Here is a 17,832-nt window from a genome sequence, read left to right as displayed (position 1 = left end):
TTTTTACGCTTGAGTTTGGAAAGTACCTGAAAGGTTGAAAAATTCCCTGGTTATAATATTTCTCTCTAAACTATAAGTCCCATTTTAAAACTCCATTTTAAGATCCTGAACTACTAACGGACTGGCTTTTAAGAAAGGTACAGTGAAAAGAAAGGTACAGTAAAAAGAAAGGTACAGTAAAAAGAAAGGTACAGTAAAAAGAAAGGTACAGTAAAAAGAAAGGTACAGTAAAAAGAAAGGTACAGTAAAAAAGATGTGAAAAGAACCCGATGGTTCCTTTCGATATTTTCCAGGCTCGGAAATTTTTGGTTTTATCAGAAGGTGTTCAGTTCTCCCCTGATAACCATTTCCGTGATTTTTGTCACATTGGAGAGCCAGTCGTCAATTACAACTTCAGCTTCCGATTTGACCTTTGAAAAGGAGGTGCCTTCCTTTGGAATGATCTGGGCGCTTGCCACAAGCGGCTGGTCAATGGGCTTTGCTATCTGGGAGAGCAGCCTGATATAGACATCCTGTACCTCCGGGACCTGCTTTACGATATCCCGGGCCATCTGTGTTGAGAGGAGGTTGTAGATTTTTCCGATGTGGTTAATCGGGTTCTTCCCGCTGGTTGCCTCCATACTCATAGGCCTGTTAGGTGTGATCAAACCATTACAGCGGTTTCCGCGCCCTACCGAGCCATCATCTCCCATTTCGGCTGAGGTTCCGGTGACTGTGAGGAAGATGCAGCTTGTTTTCAGGTTATCGCCTGTGTTAATGTAGACATTTACGTCCCGCTCAGTATATTGAGTTGCAAGCTCCTCCACATAGGTCTTCATTTCCTGAGTCATGTTTATGTAGCTGTCCAGGTCGTCAACATACCGTCCTATCATGCCGCTGCATATTGTAAGGGTTATATCTTCCCCGTCCCTCAGCCCCATGACTTTCATGTCTTCTCCTATTCCAGGCATGCGGGACTTCAGATCGGTAAGGAGCTGCCTCTCGGTATTGTAGACTATATTTTCAAGCTCAGAAAAAGGGGCATGCCCGACTCCAAAAGAGGTATCGTTTGCGACCGGGACCCTGTCTCTCTTGAACACATCTCTGAGGTCTGAAGATCCCGTTCCGAGTTTGCAGTCCATAATCACATCTCTTTCGAGATCCATATTCACCATCGTCTTCCTCAGGTAATTCCGGGCAGCCTGGAGGGCTACGGACTCGGTGGCAAGCTCGACGCCTTCGAACTCTTTAGTGGCCCTGCCAACGAGGAGCATATAAATTGGCTGCAGTACCTCTCCTCCCCCGAATTTCGGGCTGGATCTTCCGGCTACTATCTGGGTTTCATCAGTGTTGTGGTGGAGTACAGTTCCACATTTGGTTATGTATTCCCTGCATAGCGCTCGGCTTACGGCTTCGGCAAGTCCGTCCGATATGCTGTCAGGGTGCCCTATCCCTTTGCGTTCCACAAGCTCTATACGCTGTTTTTCGATAGGAGTTTGCAAGAGCTCTTCCACTTTTATATTTCGGGCCATTTGGATCCTCTTTTTTCAAAATTATTGGTAATTTTATTGCTGATCAAAATTATTGGTACTTCTATTGCTGATCAAAATTATTGGTACTTCTATTGCTGATCAAAATTATTGATATTTTTATTGCTAGATGTTAATATTGCTGCTTTATTAATCTTTACTCTGTTGCCGTAATCTACTTTCTCGGGGATAATTCTTAAACTAATGGTGGATGTTACCGTAACATTAATAATATTATTTATATGACTCGATAGTCTGTTCCTATTAAATTACTTCGGCTATATAATGCTTCCCATATATTCATTACTGGAGGTTATACTCATTTTAAAACAGCCGCTTTTTAGCTTCAGATCCTAAAAATTAGCCCATTTCCTTTGTGTAAAAATTTTCTAATTTTGGGCCGAATTCTCCTCATCAATGGGGGTTTCGGGAAAAAGGTTTACACTGAGCCTTACCGTGAAGTCTATATTATACAAGAGTATTCTGGATAAATGTTTTATACGGAACGAGCATACCCGGGGTAAGTTTCCCGACAGATCACTCATTAGAGGACATAGCAGATGATTCGCATTGCAATACCCAATAAAGGGCGCCTTCACGAACCCACAATGTCTCTTTTTAAAGATGCAGGGCTTCCCATTAGCGGAGGAGCCGAAAGCCGAATACTCTTTGCAAAAACTACGGACCCGGATATTCATATTCTCTTTGCCAGGGCTGCTGATATACCTGAGTATGTGCAGGACGGAGCTGCGGATGTAGGTATTACGGGCATGGATCTTATTACGGAAAGAGGGGCAGACGTTGAGGCCCTTCTGGACCTTAAATTCGGGAAAGCAAGCCTTGTTCTGGCTGTCCCCGAGGACTCTGTTTTCCAGAGCGCCCGGGACCTTGAAGGCAAAAAAGTGGCAACCGAGTTTCCGGAGATCACGCGCCAGTACTTCAAAAACCTTGGAATCAACGTCGAAGTTATAACGGTCAGCGGAGCCTGCGAGATGACTCCTCATGTGGGAATTGCAGATGCCATTGTAGATATCTCGAGTTCAGGGACCACTCTCCTGATAAACCACCTGAAAGCTATCGACACAGTCTTTTCTTCCACTGTCCATCTGATAGCGAACAAAAAAAGCCTCAGGGAAAAGGAGAAAATCCTGGACATAAAAACCGCACTCGAAAGTGTGCTTAATGCAAAGAAAAAGCGCTATTTGATGATGAACGTTCCCGAAGCATCCCTTCAAGCAGTAAAAGAGATCCTCCCTGGAATGTCCGGGCCGACAGTAATGAAGGTTGAGTCCAGCAGGTCGTCTGAAGAATCCTTCCTTGCCGTTCATTCCGTTGTGGACGCAGACCTGATCTTTACCATCGTGAACAAACTCAGGAATGTCGGTGCAAGGGATATTCTTGTCGTTCCCATCGAAAGGATCATGCCCTGAAAGGAAACAGCCCTTAAAGGAAATAGCCCTTAAAATAGCCCTTAAAGGAAACAGCCTTGAAAATAGTGAAGGCTTAAAATTGATAGAAAAGATGTTTTTTGCAGATATCCGAGGATGTGGCTTTCTATGGCTTTTGAAGTAATTCCTGCAGTGGACATGAGGGGAGGAAAATGCGTTCAGCTGGTGCAGGGTGTACCTGGCAGTGAGATCGTGTCCCTTGACGACCCTCTCGCAGTTGCCCTCGACTGGGTCGGAAAAGGAGCGAAGACCCTTCATCTGGTAGACCTTGACGGAGCAATTGAGGGGAAACGAAAAAACGCCCCTATTATTGAAAAGATAGTCCGGGCCTGCAGGGAGAAAGGTGTGGACATCCAGGTTGGAGGAGGAATCCGGAGCTTTGAAGATGCGGCTTCCCTGCTTGAGCTTGGAGTTTCAAGGGTAATTCTCGGGACCGCTGCCCTTCAGAACCCCGAACTTGTAAAACAGCTTTCCAGTGCCTTTGGAAGCTCATGTGTAAACGTTGCGCTGGATGCAAAGAACGGGAAAATCTCGATCAAAGGCTGGACTGAGGAGTGCGCGCAAACCCCTGTCGAAATGGGCAGAAAGTTTGAAGAGCTTGGAGCCGGAAGCCTTCTTTTCACGAATATCGACACCGAAGGACTAATGCAGGGGGTAAACCCTGTCCCTACAAGGGAACTTGTGGAATCTGTTAGTATCCCTGTGATTGCATCTGGAGGGGTAAGTTCTCTCGAAGACCTGAAGGTTTTAAAGCAGACCGGAGCCTCAGGAGTTGTGGTAGGCAGTGCCCTCTACACAGGCAGGTTCACCCTTGAAGATGCTATCAAAACTATCTTAAATGATTGATTTTTAGATGATTGACTTACAGGTAATTCGGGACAAAGTATTTAAGAAATTTAAAAAGAATGTGATGGTGTATGAGAACCGGCAGAATCTCCCGCAAGACAAAGGAAACCGACATCCAGCTTGAATTGAACCTTGATGGTAAAGGCATTGCAGACATCAGCACCGGGTTGGGTTTTTTTGACCACATGCTCGCTTCTTTTTCAAAGCATTCGGGTTTTGACCTTAAGGTGCGTGCCGAAGGCGACCTCTATGTTGATGAACATCACATGGTAGAAGACGTCGGAATAGTCCTCGGAAAGGCTCTTGCCGAAGCTCTTGGAGACATGGCCGGTATCGCCCGTTTCGGGGAAGCCAGAATCCCTATGGACGAAGCCCTTGCCGAAGTTGCGCTGGACGTCGGAGGGCGCAACTATCTTGTCCTTAAAGCTGAGTTTTCAAGTCCTCAGGTAGGACAGTTCAGTACCCAGCTGGTGCGGCACTTCTTCGAAACCCTTGCCTCAAATGCAAAAATTACCATACATGCAAGTGTCTATGGGGATAATGACCACCATAAGATCGAAGCTCTCTTCAAGGCTTTTGCCTATGCAATGAAAAGGGCTGTAAAAATCGAAGGCAAAGAAATAAAAAGTACGAAAGGCACTCTATAACACCCGAATTGCGCCTCGGGATCACATGAAATAGGAGATTTCATGGGAGTTGCGATGTAATCGCAACAGTACGCTGTCCTTTTCACTCGCTCCGCTCGCTCAAGAGGACTAACTTATGGATAAGTTTGGCGGCAATTCTTGAGTTTAAATCTTTAAGCTCTTTATTTTGTTGTTTTGATCCGCCACTCGCCTGCAAAGACCAGCATTGCTTCCGGTCTGAGCTGCCCAACGAGGCACATATTTGCCTTTTTTGCAGCCTTCACTCCGGAGTCAAAGGGCATGGCTTTGGTGGCAACAAGGGGGATTCCTGCACGAGCCGCTTTTGTCACCATGTAGGCAGGCTGCCTGCCTGTGGAAAGCATGTAGTGCTGTGAGAGGTCTATCTCCCGGAGGAATGCAGCCCCCACTGCTTTGTCTACGGCGTTGTGTCTGCCTATATCAACAATCTGGACTGCTAGTTTTCCTTTTCTGTCTATAAGGGCGGCAAGATGGGTGCCTCTGGTAAGTTTGTAAGTCTCAGATTCAAGGTGCCCTGTGCCTGCAAAAATGGCTTCCGGGTCAAAAATAGTATCCGATTCTACGAAAATCTGCGTCGAAGACGCCTCATCTCTGGGGGGACGGCTTTCCTTTTGAGTCAGGATACGGACTTCATCGCCTTCAACTTCAATTCCTGCAATATTTCCGTAACTGATAGCTCCTTCCGTAATTAGATGCCCTACTGCAAGTTCTTTCAGCTCAAAAGGAGAGGAAAAAAGAGTCGTAAACGGTTTCCCATCCAGAAAAAGTTTAACAGGGTATTCCCTTGCAAGCAGTACTTCCGTGTCTTCTGCCCTGCCGTCGGAATGGATTCTTCTGGCAGGGTAAGGTGTGGTGTATCTTTCAGGCATTTTCGGTCTGAATCCCGATACGTTTTCCAGACTTATTATTTCATTGATAGCGGTTCATTGTTTATCGCCTGCTTAGCCTTTGAATGTCCCTGCAATCTCTTCTTTCGACTGTTAACTGTTTATAATTTCATAGTCTGCACTGCAGTCGATGTAGGTACTTCCTGAGTTAAAATCGATTCTTAAGAACTCATTATTGGTAGGTGACGGTCCTATGTTGTATAGATTGACTGCAGAGTCATTTTCTGGCCACCATCCATCGATCAGGATGTTTCCATCAACCTGTAATTGAGTACCGGATAAATAAGATGGAAGTTTGTATGTTAAAGTTGATTCATAGTCCGAATAATTGTCTATCCATATTCCAGTAACTTCTCCCTGGCCCTTTAATTCGCCATCAATATACATTTTGACCTTAAAATTAAAGTCTGATATATCATTTGCGTTCATATCTGCAGTCCCAGAAGTCTGGTCTCCATCTATTACAAGTTTTACAATTTGGCCTTTCCCAAGATTTTTCTTTTTGTTGTCTATTTTTATATAGTCCCATTGTCCATTGTTTTTGAATTGAATGTAAGTATCCGAAGAAATAACTCCTCCAAATCCATTTTTGTTTAATATTACTCTATTTCCATGCCCTGACCTTCCGTCTTCTTCTGCGGTTTCTGTTCCGCCTTCAGCTCCCTAACTGGTATAATTGAAATTGCTCCCAGCCCCGAATTCTGCACAAAGTACGGTTTTATTGACGTAGATGTTATAGGTATTATTGCCGGGGAGGAAAGAGAGACACACATGATCATCCGTGGAGTTAATGGTGTAATCAATTTCGTACTTGAGCTCTACTTCTTTTGCCGTATTGTTGAGGTAAGTGGCCCAAGCATCAGTATAGCGGGTGAAAATGGTCAGGTTAAAAGAGTCTACGCTTTCGTTCAGGTAGTCATCGCTGTTGAGAACCGGGTCTATTGAGCATCCTGTAAGACGCAGGGCAGTGAAGGTGCTGGATGATATGGATTCAGGTTCTCCTGTAAGGTTGACGGCATTAATGGTAACTGTATAATTACCGCTAGTACCATTTTCCTGTATATTGAATGAAGGGTTGCGCCTCATCCGGGAGTTTTCTCCCTGAGCAAGGATAAGGGCTCCGTTCTCGTACCTGAATGCCTGATCGGGGTATTGCCTGTTTTCTGAATAATAGGTGACACCTCCGCAGGCAACTGTGCGAGGATCATCAGGGTGCTTGGCAAGAGTTATACTCATTACACAATCTTCGTTGTTTACTGCAAGCTTACCGTTAGATTTAGAGGGTTCGAACACTGGGACTTCTCCTCCTCCCATGCGTAAAGGAACAGTTGCTGAAAGCCCATACTCCGAATAATTGCTATCCGAAGCCATGAATTGAGCGAATATGTCTGCCCTGGTTTTCACATCCTCCATACTGCTCCATGCATCATAACTATAGTCTCTTTCCGCATCAATTTTCCATTCCGGGGCATAATTTAGTTTGACTATGGAGACTATAGTGAATGCAAGCCCCAAAAGCAGCACAGCTGCAATTGCGATTGAGGCGGCGGACTCCGATTTGAACAAGCTTTTCCGATCCATTTCTTTTTCCCCCGTTTCTGGTTTATGATCTCAGCTTAGATGCCTATTCCCGGCTCTACTTTTACTATTGTCTTACTCACATAGAGCCTGTTCAGATCCTTTCCGCCTGATCCGGAGGGGAAGGTTAAACTTACATTGTTTTCGTTTTGGGTTAGTGTGGTGTAATCAGTTATCCCGGCATCTGCTATTGTTTCCTGGAGGTACAGGTGCCATGCATCAGGATAACTGGTATTAACCGTTAAAGTGAAGGAATCTATATTACCTGAACTGTCCTTCTCGCTGTCATAAAGGGGCTCAAACTCTTTGCCAGTGAGGCGGAGAGAACATCCTGTATTTGAAGATATGATGTCGGCAGGGGCATACACATTTTTATCGATCTCCACAACGTGTAGCGAAACATTATATTCATTTGCCGGTGTTCTGGAGAAACGAATCGAAGGGTAAAGCATCATAGAAGACCGTTCCCCCTGGGAAAGGACCAAAGCCCCTCCTTCGTAAATAAAGTTCTGATCCACGTAATACCTGTTTTGTGAAGTGTAGCTTACAGCACCACAGGTGATTGTTTTGTTCCAATTCCCGTCGGAATCTGTAACTATGTTTATTTCACACTCGTTCTTGTTTACCGAAAGAGTCCCGCTGGACTTTATGGTTCCGATAAGTGGAAGATCTCCTCCTCCCATATGGAAAGGTACGCTCATAGTAATTTCAGTATCCGGGGAATCTGGTTCTGATGCCAGGGCTATGGTCATCAAGTCGATTTTTGATTTGAGGTCTGCCATGTCCTCCCAGACATCATTCATGTGGGAATATTCCGCATCGTTCTTCCACTCCGGAATGTAGCCAATTCTTACCACCGAAAATACGCTAACAATGATCGCAAGTAGCAAAACTGCTCCTACAACCGTTGATGATGCAGATTCCGAACGGAGAAAAAAGGGCTTGCTTGTCTGTGAATTTTTTGAAATGTTCTCTCTCATATGCTTCTGACCCCTTATCTGGATGCCCTTCTTCATAAGTTAATACTCCAGGTGGATACCTACAAAATCCACCCAGAAAGTTTTTCCACTGTTATCGCTCGCATGCCCATCAGCGGATATCCTGACTTCGAGATTTTTTAGTTCTGTGGTGTTTTTCACATATTCTGTTATGTCGAGTTCTGTTACCACATAGTCATTTGAACCGTGAAAGGAGATGGGAGCAAACGAGGTCCATTGGGATCCATTATATATTTCCGGTATCATCTTCTTCGCACTGTTGTCGTGTCGTGTAGAGACGATTTTCAGGATAACTTTGGTAAATGATGTGCTTTCTGGAATGCCCATCTCCCCCGTATCTATGCCAAAAGTGAAGTTTTCGTATATCACTCCGTCTTGTGGTATGAAGCTGCTTGTGGATTCCTCGTCGATTTCATTGACTAACTCCGTATCCAGCCAATTCTCCGTGTAACTATCATATGCTGTTCCATCAGGAAATGTATGAGGAGTTATCCAGTCCGGAAAGTCCCTGACCTCTTTCCAAAGCGTTGTCTTCTGAATCACCTGTCTGGACTCCGTGTGCACAAAATAGAAATTGACGGCATCTCCGCGTGTAATATTAATTTTACTTCTGGGGTCGATTACTATGTAATCCCCGAGCGTAAATACCTCATCAGAAGGCAGGTTGTTGCCTTTGGGATCAAAAACTGTGACAGCAGGGTCAGACATATTGAATTCTGCCTGCTCTCCGTCAACTTCGAGTATTATCTTGATGTATTTGAGGTCAATTTTCTCTCCTCCGCTATGGAAGATCTGCACGGTGTCTTCTGAAGTGTTAATGTTTTCCCGTAGATTGGTATGTGGGGTATGTGTAGGGTCCATTTCTCCTCCTTCTGAAAACACTGTAAGAGCAACTGCAGAAAGGGCCAGCACGACAATAGATATCATGAGCACATACCCTACTACTTCTGAGACTGCCTGGCATTCTTGGGCAAGTCCTATGTGATTTTTGTTATCTCTCACGATAAAAGTCACCCTCTATAAAACCGCATCTTACTTATTTGATTATCTGACACTGTGTATTGACCGGTTTAATATACTTTTCTATTATAAATAGCAAGAAATCTTTAACAATTCCCTCTCTTCAGAGTATTGCTTTTTTAATCACCTGTCTGGATTCCGTGTGCACTAAGTAGAGATAAGTGGCATTTTCATCTGTGATATCAATTTTACTGCTGGAGTTGATTATAATGCAATCTCCGAGAATGAAAACGTCTTCAGAGGGCAGCTGGTTGCCTTTAGGATCAAAGACTCTGACAGTCGGGTCAGACATATTGAACTCTGCTTGTTTCCCGTCAACGTTGATTATTATCTTGATCTTTTTAAGATCAATAGCTTCCCCTCCACTATGAATGATCTGCACAATACCAGTGTCCGTGTCAATGTTTTCCTGTAAATCGGTACGAGGAACATGCGGAGGATTCATTGCTCCCCCATCTGAAAACACTGTAAGTGCGATTGAAGAAAAAGCCAGCACGACTATGCCTATCATGAGCACCTGTCCTATTACTTCTGAAACTGCCTGGCAGTCCTGACCAAGTGCCCTGTATTTTTTACCCTCCACGATAAAAGTCACCTTCTACAAATTTCTTGCCTAACTTCCTATAATGTTATTAATTGAATATTAATCTGACTATTTAAAAAACTGTCTTTTCTTCCTTCAGATCCTCGGGAAACTCTTATAATAAATAAGGAGTATAATTACTAAATAATCTATAAAAGTATCAGCAAAAATTTATATATGAATGAAGAATATCTTTGAATGCAGTTATAAAAAGTAGTAATTGTAAATATGTGTATTCAAGTGTTAAAATTCCGACAGGTTGTCCTGTCTGGGGGTTTTAGCTCAGGAGGGAGAAACATATGGATCTCAAAAAAATATTTAATGATAATAAAGCAGTGTCCCCGGTTATCGGTGTCGTGCTGATGGTTGCAATCACTGTCATCCTCGCCGCCGCAATCGGCTCGTCCGTCTTCGGCCAGGGACCTTCCGAATCCGCACCGCAGTCAAACATTGACATAATCGTGCTTAATCAGACCGCTATAAAGTTAGAACACCTTGGTGGAGATACTATTCTCTTAAACGATTCCGCATCTACACAGATCATACTTACACGCGCAGACGGGACTAGTATCGATATTAATACAGGTAAAAGTAATTGTGTAGATACTTTCGATGTTGGGAGAACGCAGGTTCTTCTTATTATGGATGCTGCTGCTTCTACTCCCACAACTATGACTCAAGGAGAATTCGCAACCGTTAAGATCGTTGACATCAAGACCAAGCAGCTTATCGCTGACAAGGAATTGAGATTCTAATCCTAAATAAAGAGCACCTTAATGGTGCTTTTCTTTTTCTTTTTTAAATTTCTTCTTCCCCTTTATTCTTGTATTTGTTTATATTCTTTATACTCAGTTTTGGACTACACGTCCCTTCTTGAGGGTTCGATTCTCATGGCATAGAAACCAGATTTTTCGAAAATAGAGGTATGTTTTTGGGAACCCCTCTGCGAGAATTATAAATTGGATTTTTATATGTCAGGGCGCTCAAAATGAAGTACAAATATATTAGTTTTTTGAAACGGTATTTCTTCATTAATATTATTTATTACGCTAAACTCTTCTCTTTTTCCTTTCCTTATTTTTATTTTCCAAAAGTATGTTGGATAACTATTCTTACTCAGTAATTTCTTTACTTTGAATAATTTTGACAAAATTATGCTACAAAAAATTCTATGTCTTTTTAAGCTTAAAAATATCCACGTATTTATTGCATTAAAAAAAAGTTAATTTGAAAGAATCATTTTTTTAAGTGAGTAAGGCCTCTTACTGAAGCCCTGTTTCTATTTTTATTACACTTCTATAGACTGTAGCGTAAAGGTCTTCTCCGGCGGGGAAGAGTGAAAAAGTTACTGTGTAGGTACTGTTGTCGAGGCTGTAGTCCGTGCCTTCGTGCAGATTAATCTCGGAAGCTGAATCTCTGAAGTAGTCCTCCCAGGCTTCCTTATTTTCAGTGTAGACCGTAACGTCTACAGATGTAATATTATAATAGCTTTCAAGGCCTGTCAGGTCGAAGAGGGGGTCGAAGGACTGAGAAGTCAGCCTTATATCCTCTACCGTATTACTGGATAGAACCCCACGCGGGCCGTCAAGGACTACGGCTCGAACCGAAAAATTCACTGAACCGGTGTCTCTTTCCAGCACGATTCCGGGGGCAAGCTTCATTACTGACCTGCCTTCCTGGGAGACGATAAGAGCTCCGTTTTCATAGCAATACATCTCGTCTACATAATGGAGGTTTGCAGGGCGGTAAGAAACTGTACCTGTGTAGAAAAGGCTTGTGCCGCTGTCAAATTCGGTGGACATATTATCGGTATTCACTATCATCGACATGCCGGAAATGTCATTGTTGATTGCAAGGCTCCCTCCGGTGGTAGTGCTTCTTATGAAAGGGACTTCACTTCCACCAACCTGGACGGGGCTGTTGAGCATGATCTTGGCATTGGGGTTGATTTCAAGCCCTGCGGTTATGATGTCCACATTTGACTTAAACCTGGACATGTCCTGCCAGACGTCGGACATATGGTCATATTCTGCATCTTCTTTCCAGACGGGCATATAATTAATCTGGACAGTCGTCATAAAAATAACTACGATGCCGATCAACAGGGCTGCAGCAACTGCAGTTGATACCCCGGACTCGGACCTGCAAAAAGTGTTAATTGCTTTAAAGCCCCTTTTCCCCATGCCTATCCTCCTCTCTTCATTTGAATATTTTTTAATTTGCATATATTGCCATATAATCAACGTTAAGCCTTTTATCAGCAGACACAGCCGAGTTTTCTACTGCTACCAGCTGGACCTTGATCTTTGCGAGGTCTTCTGTATTATTTATGTAAGGATACAGGTTAATTGACTTTTCTGCAAATTCGGTTTGTACCGGAATGTTCTCTTCATGCCAGTTACCTATCGGAGAGCCGTCGTATATCTTCAGTTTTATATCTTTACAGGAGTTAGCCTCCACACGGTAAACAATCTTGAGCGTTACATCTGTGACATTGTCTCCGGGAAAAAGTCCCCATAAAGCAGGAGTTCCTCCAAAACTAAACTCTTCAAACTTACTCGGGTCACTGCTGCCTGGTGCATGGTAACTGGTACTGATGCCGTCACCTTCCATATAGACATCGAGGGGAGTTGCAGTACCTCCTGAAGTATCTCTTGCACTACTGGGAGTAATCCAGCCGGAAATTGCTCCCTCTCCGGAAGAAACTGTAAGGTACTGGATTATCTGCTTTGAAGGGGAATCGACAAGGAACACTTGGATTTCATCATCGCTCTCAATGTCTATCCCCCATTCCCTGCTGGTATTGATTGTGATTCTGTCTCCAAGCTGCCAGTTACTATTGTTATTTATGTTTGAGTAAACTCTGGCTCGCGGGTAAACATATCTTTGTCCGTTGATGTTTATCACAATCTCAAGGTTTTCTACTTCGAGAAATTCCCCCCCACTGTGCTCAAGATAAACGGTATCCGACCCTGTGTTCATCCATTCCCTCACCTGAGTATGGGGTACATCGGTGGCCCCGTCATAGGTGGAGATGAATATCCCAATAGAGCTCACAAGAAGAACCGCTATACTCGTCAGAAGTACCTCACCAACAACTTCCGAAACGGCTTTTCGGTTTTCCATGAGTTTTTTTACATTGGGCATTCGATTCCTCCTGACTCTCAAATTTATTGCCTCATTTTTATTTGTCAGCTTTTTTAAATTTCACTCTATCCATAAAGCCAGATAATCTATGTTTATCTCCTTATTTCCGGAAGCTGCATTTGTTACGCCTTCGATCCTTACTTTGAAGTTGGCAAGATCTTCTGTAGTATTGACGTAATCTGTCAGGTTCATGTACACAACCCCGAAGTCATTGTACTCAGGTAGTAGTGTTTCATATGTGACCCACTTCGAAGGATCATGTACGTCGTAGAATTTCAGCTGCGTCTTAAGGTGGGAGTTATCGTTTCCCCTATAGACTATTTTGAGAGTTACGTTTGAGAGGCTGTCTCCTGGTCTGTATCCGTAAAGACACGGATTAATCCCAAAATTAAACTCCTGGTATATCGTCGGGTCAGTTTCTGTCCCGGCTTTTTGAGGTGGGATATATTTGGTACAGTTTACTCCGTCCTTTTCTTCTTCCATTACGTCACTCGTATTTGCTGAACCGCCCGAGGTATCAATTGATTTTCCTTTCGGAGTAATCCATCCGGTTACATAAGGTGCTTTTCTGAAATCTGTAGTAAGTCTGTTTTTCTGGATCAGGTCTTTTGTGGGAGTATCGATGAGGTAGAGGTCTACTTCATCGTAATCTTTAATGTCAAGACCCCATTCACTTTTCGTATCAATCTCAAACACCTCTCCAAGTTCCCAGTAGCCGTTATTCCCTGTCCCCGTAGCAGCGCTGGATGAGTTGCAGACATACCTGTTGCCGTTGATGTTGGCTACGATTTCCAGCTCTTCTATTTTTATCGCTTCTCCTGTGCAGTGTTTTAGGTAAATTTTGTCTTCCGAAGTATCCATCCATTCCTGAAGGCTTGCATGAGGGAGGTCGTTCGGTCCGCCTCTGGCAAATATGAAGGCTCCCTCGAAACTGATCATTATTACCACTATCCCGATCATGAGCGCCACCCCCATAATTTCGGATACTGCGTTTTCTTTTTTAATGAGGTCTTTTTCCCCGGACTCCAAACCTCTCATACTTTTCCACTCCCTTTAGTCTTAAATTCAAACTCAAACAAACATCGTAAAGACCATGTAGGTTATTATCATCATGCTGACGCTGTACTTCAGGCCCATATACACCGAACCCTGCCCCATCTTTCCGGCAACGAGCCCGGAGGTAAAAGCCTGGACAAGGGCTGAGTGGTACATGAGCATCGAGTACTCCTCTATGTTGAAGTAACTGTTTCCGATTCCTCCGTATCCTATCCCCTGGGAAGAGCTTTTAAATGAGGCACTTTCGGGGAAGAAGTATACGGCAAGGATGTAAACTATGAAAAGGAAGACAAAAAAAGCAACGTAGATTGTGACGACGTAGACGACCATCTCGGAAGAACGTTCTTCTTTTAACCTTTCTTCGCTTTTGACCTGTTGTGCGGTAATGGAAAGCACATTCTTAAGGTCGCTTGTGGATTCGTTTGCTTTTATGAGAGTATGGAGAATCCGGCTTGATGAAGCGGTCCTTATGTTATTTTCCAGTTTCATCAGGGCTCTTGAAGTTGAATTTCCCCATGAGAGGTCTTCTTTTAGCTTTTTGAGTTCTTTACTGAGGATTCCCATTTTGGATTCTGCCATTATTTTTAAGGAATTAGAGAGCAGGATCCCTGAATCGTTCATACTTGACAGGTTTCTCAGAAGGTCAGGCATTCTTTCATCAATCTTTCGCATCCTCCATGCCCTGATCTCGTAAAATACGATGAAGGGAATAAGTGCGATTATGATGAAAATGACAAGGTAATCGTCAACAGAGCTGATTAACTGGACACTGCTGTCACTGATATGAGCAAAGTTCGGGTTCCAGTGGAAACTAAAATTGAGACTTTCTTTAAGAGTATTCGGAAGATGGGTAAGATAGTAAAGCCCTAGAGGGATTCCGAAAAAGAAGGTATATCTGGGTTCGTCGCGAATGGTCCTGTACGGGTTAAAAACCAGGTCTCTGATATTGTAAAACTGTCTGTACAGCTTTAACCTTTTGTCCCTCTTTTCCTCCTCTCCTGCACTCAGCTCCGAGCTGAGCTCCGGGATATCGTAAAGGTTTATGGGATACTCGGGAACACTGCCCTTTTCCGGACTCATGGAGAGTTCTCCCACCGTATCGAGAAGCACGATGAAGAGCAGCGTCGCAAGGGGTATTATGACATAAATTAGCATGTAAAGGATCTGGGCTGAAGCCGGTCTGAAAAACTGCAGCACTACGAGGGTTGTCATTATAAATAACGGGCCTGCGACAAGCGCGGTCACATAGACTTCTGCAAGGACGTCCAGTCTCTTTAACAGGTTGCGGTTTGCAAGATCCGCCATCTCCTGGTACTGTTCAGATTTATTTCTAATGTACTCGATTACGGTCCCACCGCTTGAAACAAGGATCAAGCCATCAACAAAATCCTTGAAACGTTCCGAAGGGGTGCGTTCCTTTGCTTCTTTAAGGGCCGTTATAAAGTCCTTTCCCAGGTAGTCCATATCCCGCACAATATAGGAGATTTCTTCCGCACTTGTGCCAAAGATATGGGTATAACTGCTCAGAGACCTGAAAACATCATAAATTGACATGCCTCCCCTGGTCAGGGCATACATGTAAGTTACCGCCGGAAGCATGGACTTATCTATACAGGCGTTCCGGATATCTGCCTGGAAATAAGGGTAAATGTATATCATTCCAAAGACGACAAGAAAACTTATAATGAATAACAAAAGGGCGACTAATATCGCAAGCAAATAAAGGTATTCTTCTGCAAAGCCTGCCCTTGTGGAATCCACAAAAAGGCTGAGGCGAGAGATCGGGTCTCCGAAAGTCTTCAGTCCCAGCCATAACCCGAAAATACCCCCTATTATGCCTGCGAAGAGCGAGTACATGAAGGCTGATGCAAGATACTGGTCCACTGACATTGGAATATGGGAGTGGCGTATCTTTACTTTGAGCTCCTTGAAACTTTCTTTATTTTTATAAAAAAAATCTCCGAAAGTCCTGTATGCCAGTTCGTCCGCGGAAGTGTAAGTCATGCTCCCCTCTCTTAAGCGACCATGTCCTGTATCATACTTTGCAGGGTGTCGTTTTCTATAGCTTCCAGAACCATTTTCGGATAACTCTGATATGCCTGCACTACAAGAGACACCTGGATGTAGCTCCTCATATTCTTCTCATAGAGGTAAGTGAGGATCTTTCTCCGGTTTTCGATTTCACTTCTCAACTGGACTGTATCCCATCCTCTGACATGCATGATCTCCTGCATGAGATAGGAGTCCCCAACTTTCAGGAAACTGTCTCCAAAAGGCTCCCAGTTGAAAAGCTCGTTTATGCCAAGGTCTCCTGTTTCAGGGTCAACGTTAAGAACTTCTACAAGGCTCCTCGTCCTCCTTACCCTTTTCTCTTCTATGTACACCTGTTCCTGGATACAGAGTACGTCAAGCGACTGAAGCATAAGATGAGGCACATTTATGGGTTCGTGGGTAAGCCTGTTTATAACAGTCTGTACATCTCCTGCATGCATTGTCGAGCTCGTTGCATGTCCTGTTGACATTGCCTGGAAAAGCGTAAGAGCTTCACTGCCTCTTACTTCACCCACAATGATGAAATCAGGACGCTGTCTCAGGGCTGCCCTTAAAAGGTCAAACATGGAAACTTCTCCGGTAGCATCCGAGGCAAAGCTTTCCCTTGCAATACCCGAGACCCAGTTGTTATGGTAGAGTAAGAGTTCCCTCGTATCCTCTATAGAGACGATCTTGGCTGTGGAAGGCATGAAAAGGGACGTGGCGTTAAGCATCGAGGTTTTTCCTGAAGCCGTCCCTCCTGCAAAAAGCATATTGTAGCCGTTTTCAATGACCAGCCAGAGGTATACCAGCATTTCCATATCGCACGTCTTAAAGCCTAGCAAATCGATAGGTGTTATCGGATCTTTTCTGAACTTACGGATGGTAAACGAACTGCCGCGAGGAGTGATTTCTCTTCCTAACATAGCTTGAAGCCTTGACCCATCCTGGATTGTTGCGTCAACGATTGGCTGGCTGACAGAGATATGTTTGTTATTCAGCTGGCACATCTTGATTACGAGGGAGTCGAGTTCTTCCTCTTCAAAAGAAATATTACTTTCAATGTTGAGATACCTCGTATGATAAATATAGAGCGGAATTCCGACACCATCGCATGATATGTCTTCAATATAAGGATCATAAAGAAGAGGATTGATTTTTTCATAACCAAGCAGGTTCCTTCTCAGGTAATACATTATCCTGTGAACGGCTGAGGACGAAACTTCAGCTTTATAACGTTCAAGAAGTAAAAGGGTTTTGTCCACAAGGAGCGAGTCTTTTTCTATTTTAGATGTTGTAGAATTCAAAATCAGGATGTCCTGAAAATCCTCATAAATTCTTTCAAGCAATTCCTTCTCAAATTTTGTAAGGGCAGGTTCAATAAGCTTGTAGTACCTTGTTCTGCGGTCTTCGAGGATGGACACAAGAGCATAAGGCTCCTGGAGCCAGTACCTTTCTATTTCCTTCATTCCTTCAGGTACTTCAAACTCCACAAGCGGTCCATCTTCTTCCGGGTCGTATGCCGGCATGCTCCTCAAAGGCTTATCAAAATAACTCTTAGCCCTTTTCAGTATATCTGAAATGGAGTTACTATCGCCTGTTTTCCCGAATAACCCCGAAATAAAACTTTTCTTTTCCGAGATTTCTGTTACTTCATCCATACTCTCGCCTTCAGATTTCTCCTTAAGCTATATACCCTCAACATCTTATAAAATCTTTCTATCATATATTAATATCTTTATAAATTTTATTATTTATTTTCCCTTCAAAAAAACGTTTAATTTTTCTTTTAATTCGTTTTTTCCGATTATCTGGATTATCTACAGATTAATTTATTTATTATGTAACTAATTTATTTTTTTATACAGATCTCCGATTTTAACTTAAATAAGACTTTTGGAATAAGTTTAAAAATTATGTACTCTCAGAGCCACTATTAGACCTCGAAATAATTCTAAATTAGATCCTGCAGACCTGTAAAACCTGATACAAACTCATAAATGCGCCATAATTTTTTTAATGGCCAAAAATTCGAGAAAAAATTTTAGTGAGGAAAATTTTTCGG

16 protein-coding genes are annotated in these 17,832 nt (G+C 43.3%); 4 read left to right on the top strand and 12 right to left on the bottom strand.

The annotated features are described in order from the left end of the window. Positions 1 to 314: 314 nt before the first annotated feature. On the bottom strand, positions 315 to 1,511 hold the full coding sequence (locus ACSAZL_RS19445; protein ID WP_440946219.1) for a methionine adenosyltransferase: 1,197 nt from the start codon (positions 1,509 to 1,511) through the stop codon (positions 315 to 317). Between the two features lie 557 nt (positions 1,512 to 2,068). Between ACSAZL_RS19445 and hisG the strand changes: the two genes are divergently transcribed. From hisG to hisB, 3 genes are all read left to right on the top strand, one after another. Next, on the top strand, positions 2,069 to 2,938 hold the full coding sequence (gene hisG / locus ACSAZL_RS19440; protein WP_440946218.1) for an ATP phosphoribosyltransferase: 870 nt from the start codon (positions 2,069 to 2,071) through the stop codon (positions 2,936 to 2,938). Between the two features lie 126 nt (positions 2,939 to 3,064). Then, positions 3,065 to 3,802: a 1-(5-phosphoribosyl)-5-[(5-phosphoribosylamino)methylideneamino]imidazole-4-carboxamide isomerase gene (hisA, locus tag ACSAZL_RS19435; protein WP_440946217.1), complete on the top strand. Its 738-nt coding sequence runs from the start codon at positions 3,065 to 3,067 to the stop codon at positions 3,800 to 3,802. Positions 3,803 to 3,873: 71 nt separating this feature from the next. Beyond that, on the top strand, positions 3,874 to 4,449 hold the full coding sequence (gene hisB / locus ACSAZL_RS19430; protein ID WP_440946216.1) for an imidazoleglycerol-phosphate dehydratase HisB: 576 nt from the start codon (positions 3,874 to 3,876) through the stop codon (positions 4,447 to 4,449). A 161-nt stretch (positions 4,450 to 4,610) separates the two neighbouring features. Here hisB and ACSAZL_RS19425 read toward each other — a convergent pair whose 3' ends face one another. The 6 genes from ACSAZL_RS19425 to ACSAZL_RS19400 all read right to left on the bottom strand — a co-directional run bounded on the left by ACSAZL_RS19425 (position 4,611) and on the right by ACSAZL_RS19400 (position 9,533). Further along, on the bottom strand, positions 4,611 to 5,336 hold the full coding sequence (locus tag ACSAZL_RS19425; RefSeq protein ID WP_440946215.1) for a formate dehydrogenase accessory sulfurtransferase FdhD: 726 nt from the start codon (positions 5,334 to 5,336) through the stop codon (positions 4,611 to 4,613). A gap of 111 nt (positions 5,337 to 5,447) precedes the next feature. Continuing rightward, entirely contained in the window at positions 5,448 to 5,783 is a 336-nt protein-coding gene (locus ACSAZL_RS19420) for a hypothetical protein (protein WP_440946214.1), read from the bottom strand. A 234-nt stretch (positions 5,784 to 6,017) separates the two neighbouring features. Then, on the bottom strand, positions 6,018 to 6,935 hold the full coding sequence (locus tag ACSAZL_RS19415; protein WP_440946213.1) for a DUF7289 family protein: 918 nt from the start codon (positions 6,933 to 6,935) through the stop codon (positions 6,018 to 6,020). A 35-nt stretch (positions 6,936 to 6,970) separates the two neighbouring features. Next, complete coding sequence (locus tag ACSAZL_RS19410) at positions 6,971 to 7,948, bottom strand: DUF7289 family protein (RefSeq protein ID WP_440946212.1); 978 nt, start codon at positions 7,946 to 7,948, stop codon at positions 6,971 to 6,973. Positions 7,949 to 7,951: 3 nt separating this feature from the next. After that, a complete protein-coding gene (locus ACSAZL_RS19405) occupies positions 7,952 to 8,932 on the bottom strand; it encodes a type IV pilin N-terminal domain-containing protein (RefSeq protein ID WP_440946211.1) in 981 nt (326 codons plus the stop codon). Between the two features lie 121 nt (positions 8,933 to 9,053). Continuing rightward, positions 9,054 to 9,533, bottom strand: coding sequence for a type IV pilin N-terminal domain-containing protein (locus tag ACSAZL_RS19400; protein ID WP_440946210.1), 480 nt, complete (start codon positions 9,531 to 9,533; stop codon positions 9,054 to 9,056). Positions 9,534 to 9,832: 299 nt separating this feature from the next. On the opposite strand from ACSAZL_RS19400, the gene ACSAZL_RS19395 reads away from it, so the two are divergent. Continuing rightward, positions 9,833 to 10,288, top strand: a complete 456-nt coding sequence (locus ACSAZL_RS19395; protein ID WP_440946209.1) for a type IV pilin — start codon at positions 9,833 to 9,835, stop codon at positions 10,286 to 10,288. 507 nt (positions 10,289 to 10,795) lie between these two features. On the opposite strand, the gene ACSAZL_RS19390 is transcribed toward ACSAZL_RS19395, so the two are convergent. From ACSAZL_RS19390 to ACSAZL_RS19370, 5 genes are read right to left on the bottom strand one after another with little or no spacing between them, the layout of a single operon-like run. Then, positions 10,796 to 11,716, bottom strand: a complete 921-nt coding sequence (locus tag ACSAZL_RS19390) for a DUF7289 family protein (protein WP_440946208.1) — start codon at positions 11,714 to 11,716, stop codon at positions 10,796 to 10,798. A 31-nt stretch (positions 11,717 to 11,747) separates the two neighbouring features. Further along, a complete protein-coding gene (locus ACSAZL_RS19385; RefSeq protein WP_440946207.1) occupies positions 11,748 to 12,680 on the bottom strand; it encodes a type IV pilin N-terminal domain-containing protein in 933 nt (310 codons plus the stop codon). A gap of 60 nt (positions 12,681 to 12,740) precedes the next feature. Next, complete coding sequence (locus ACSAZL_RS19380) at positions 12,741 to 13,718, bottom strand: type IV pilin N-terminal domain-containing protein (RefSeq protein ID WP_440946206.1); 978 nt, start codon at positions 13,716 to 13,718, stop codon at positions 12,741 to 12,743. Positions 13,719 to 13,751: 33 nt separating this feature from the next. Further along, positions 13,752 to 15,740 carry a type II secretion system F family protein gene (locus ACSAZL_RS19375; protein ID WP_440946205.1) on the bottom strand — a complete coding sequence of 663 codons (1,989 nt, stop codon included), beginning with the start codon at positions 15,738 to 15,740 and terminating at the stop codon, positions 13,752 to 13,754. 11 nt (positions 15,741 to 15,751) lie between these two features. Then, on the bottom strand, positions 15,752 to 17,428 hold the full coding sequence (locus ACSAZL_RS19370) for a type II/IV secretion system ATPase subunit (protein WP_440946204.1): 1,677 nt from the start codon (positions 17,426 to 17,428) through the stop codon (positions 15,752 to 15,754). Positions 17,429 to 17,832 lie beyond the last annotated feature (404 nt).

The organism is Methanosarcina mangrovi, from assembly GCF_052057765.1.
Classification (GTDB): domain Archaea; phylum Halobacteriota; class Methanosarcinia; order Methanosarcinales; family Methanosarcinaceae; genus Methanosarcina.
This window is presented reverse-complemented; position numbering and strand designations above follow the sequence as displayed.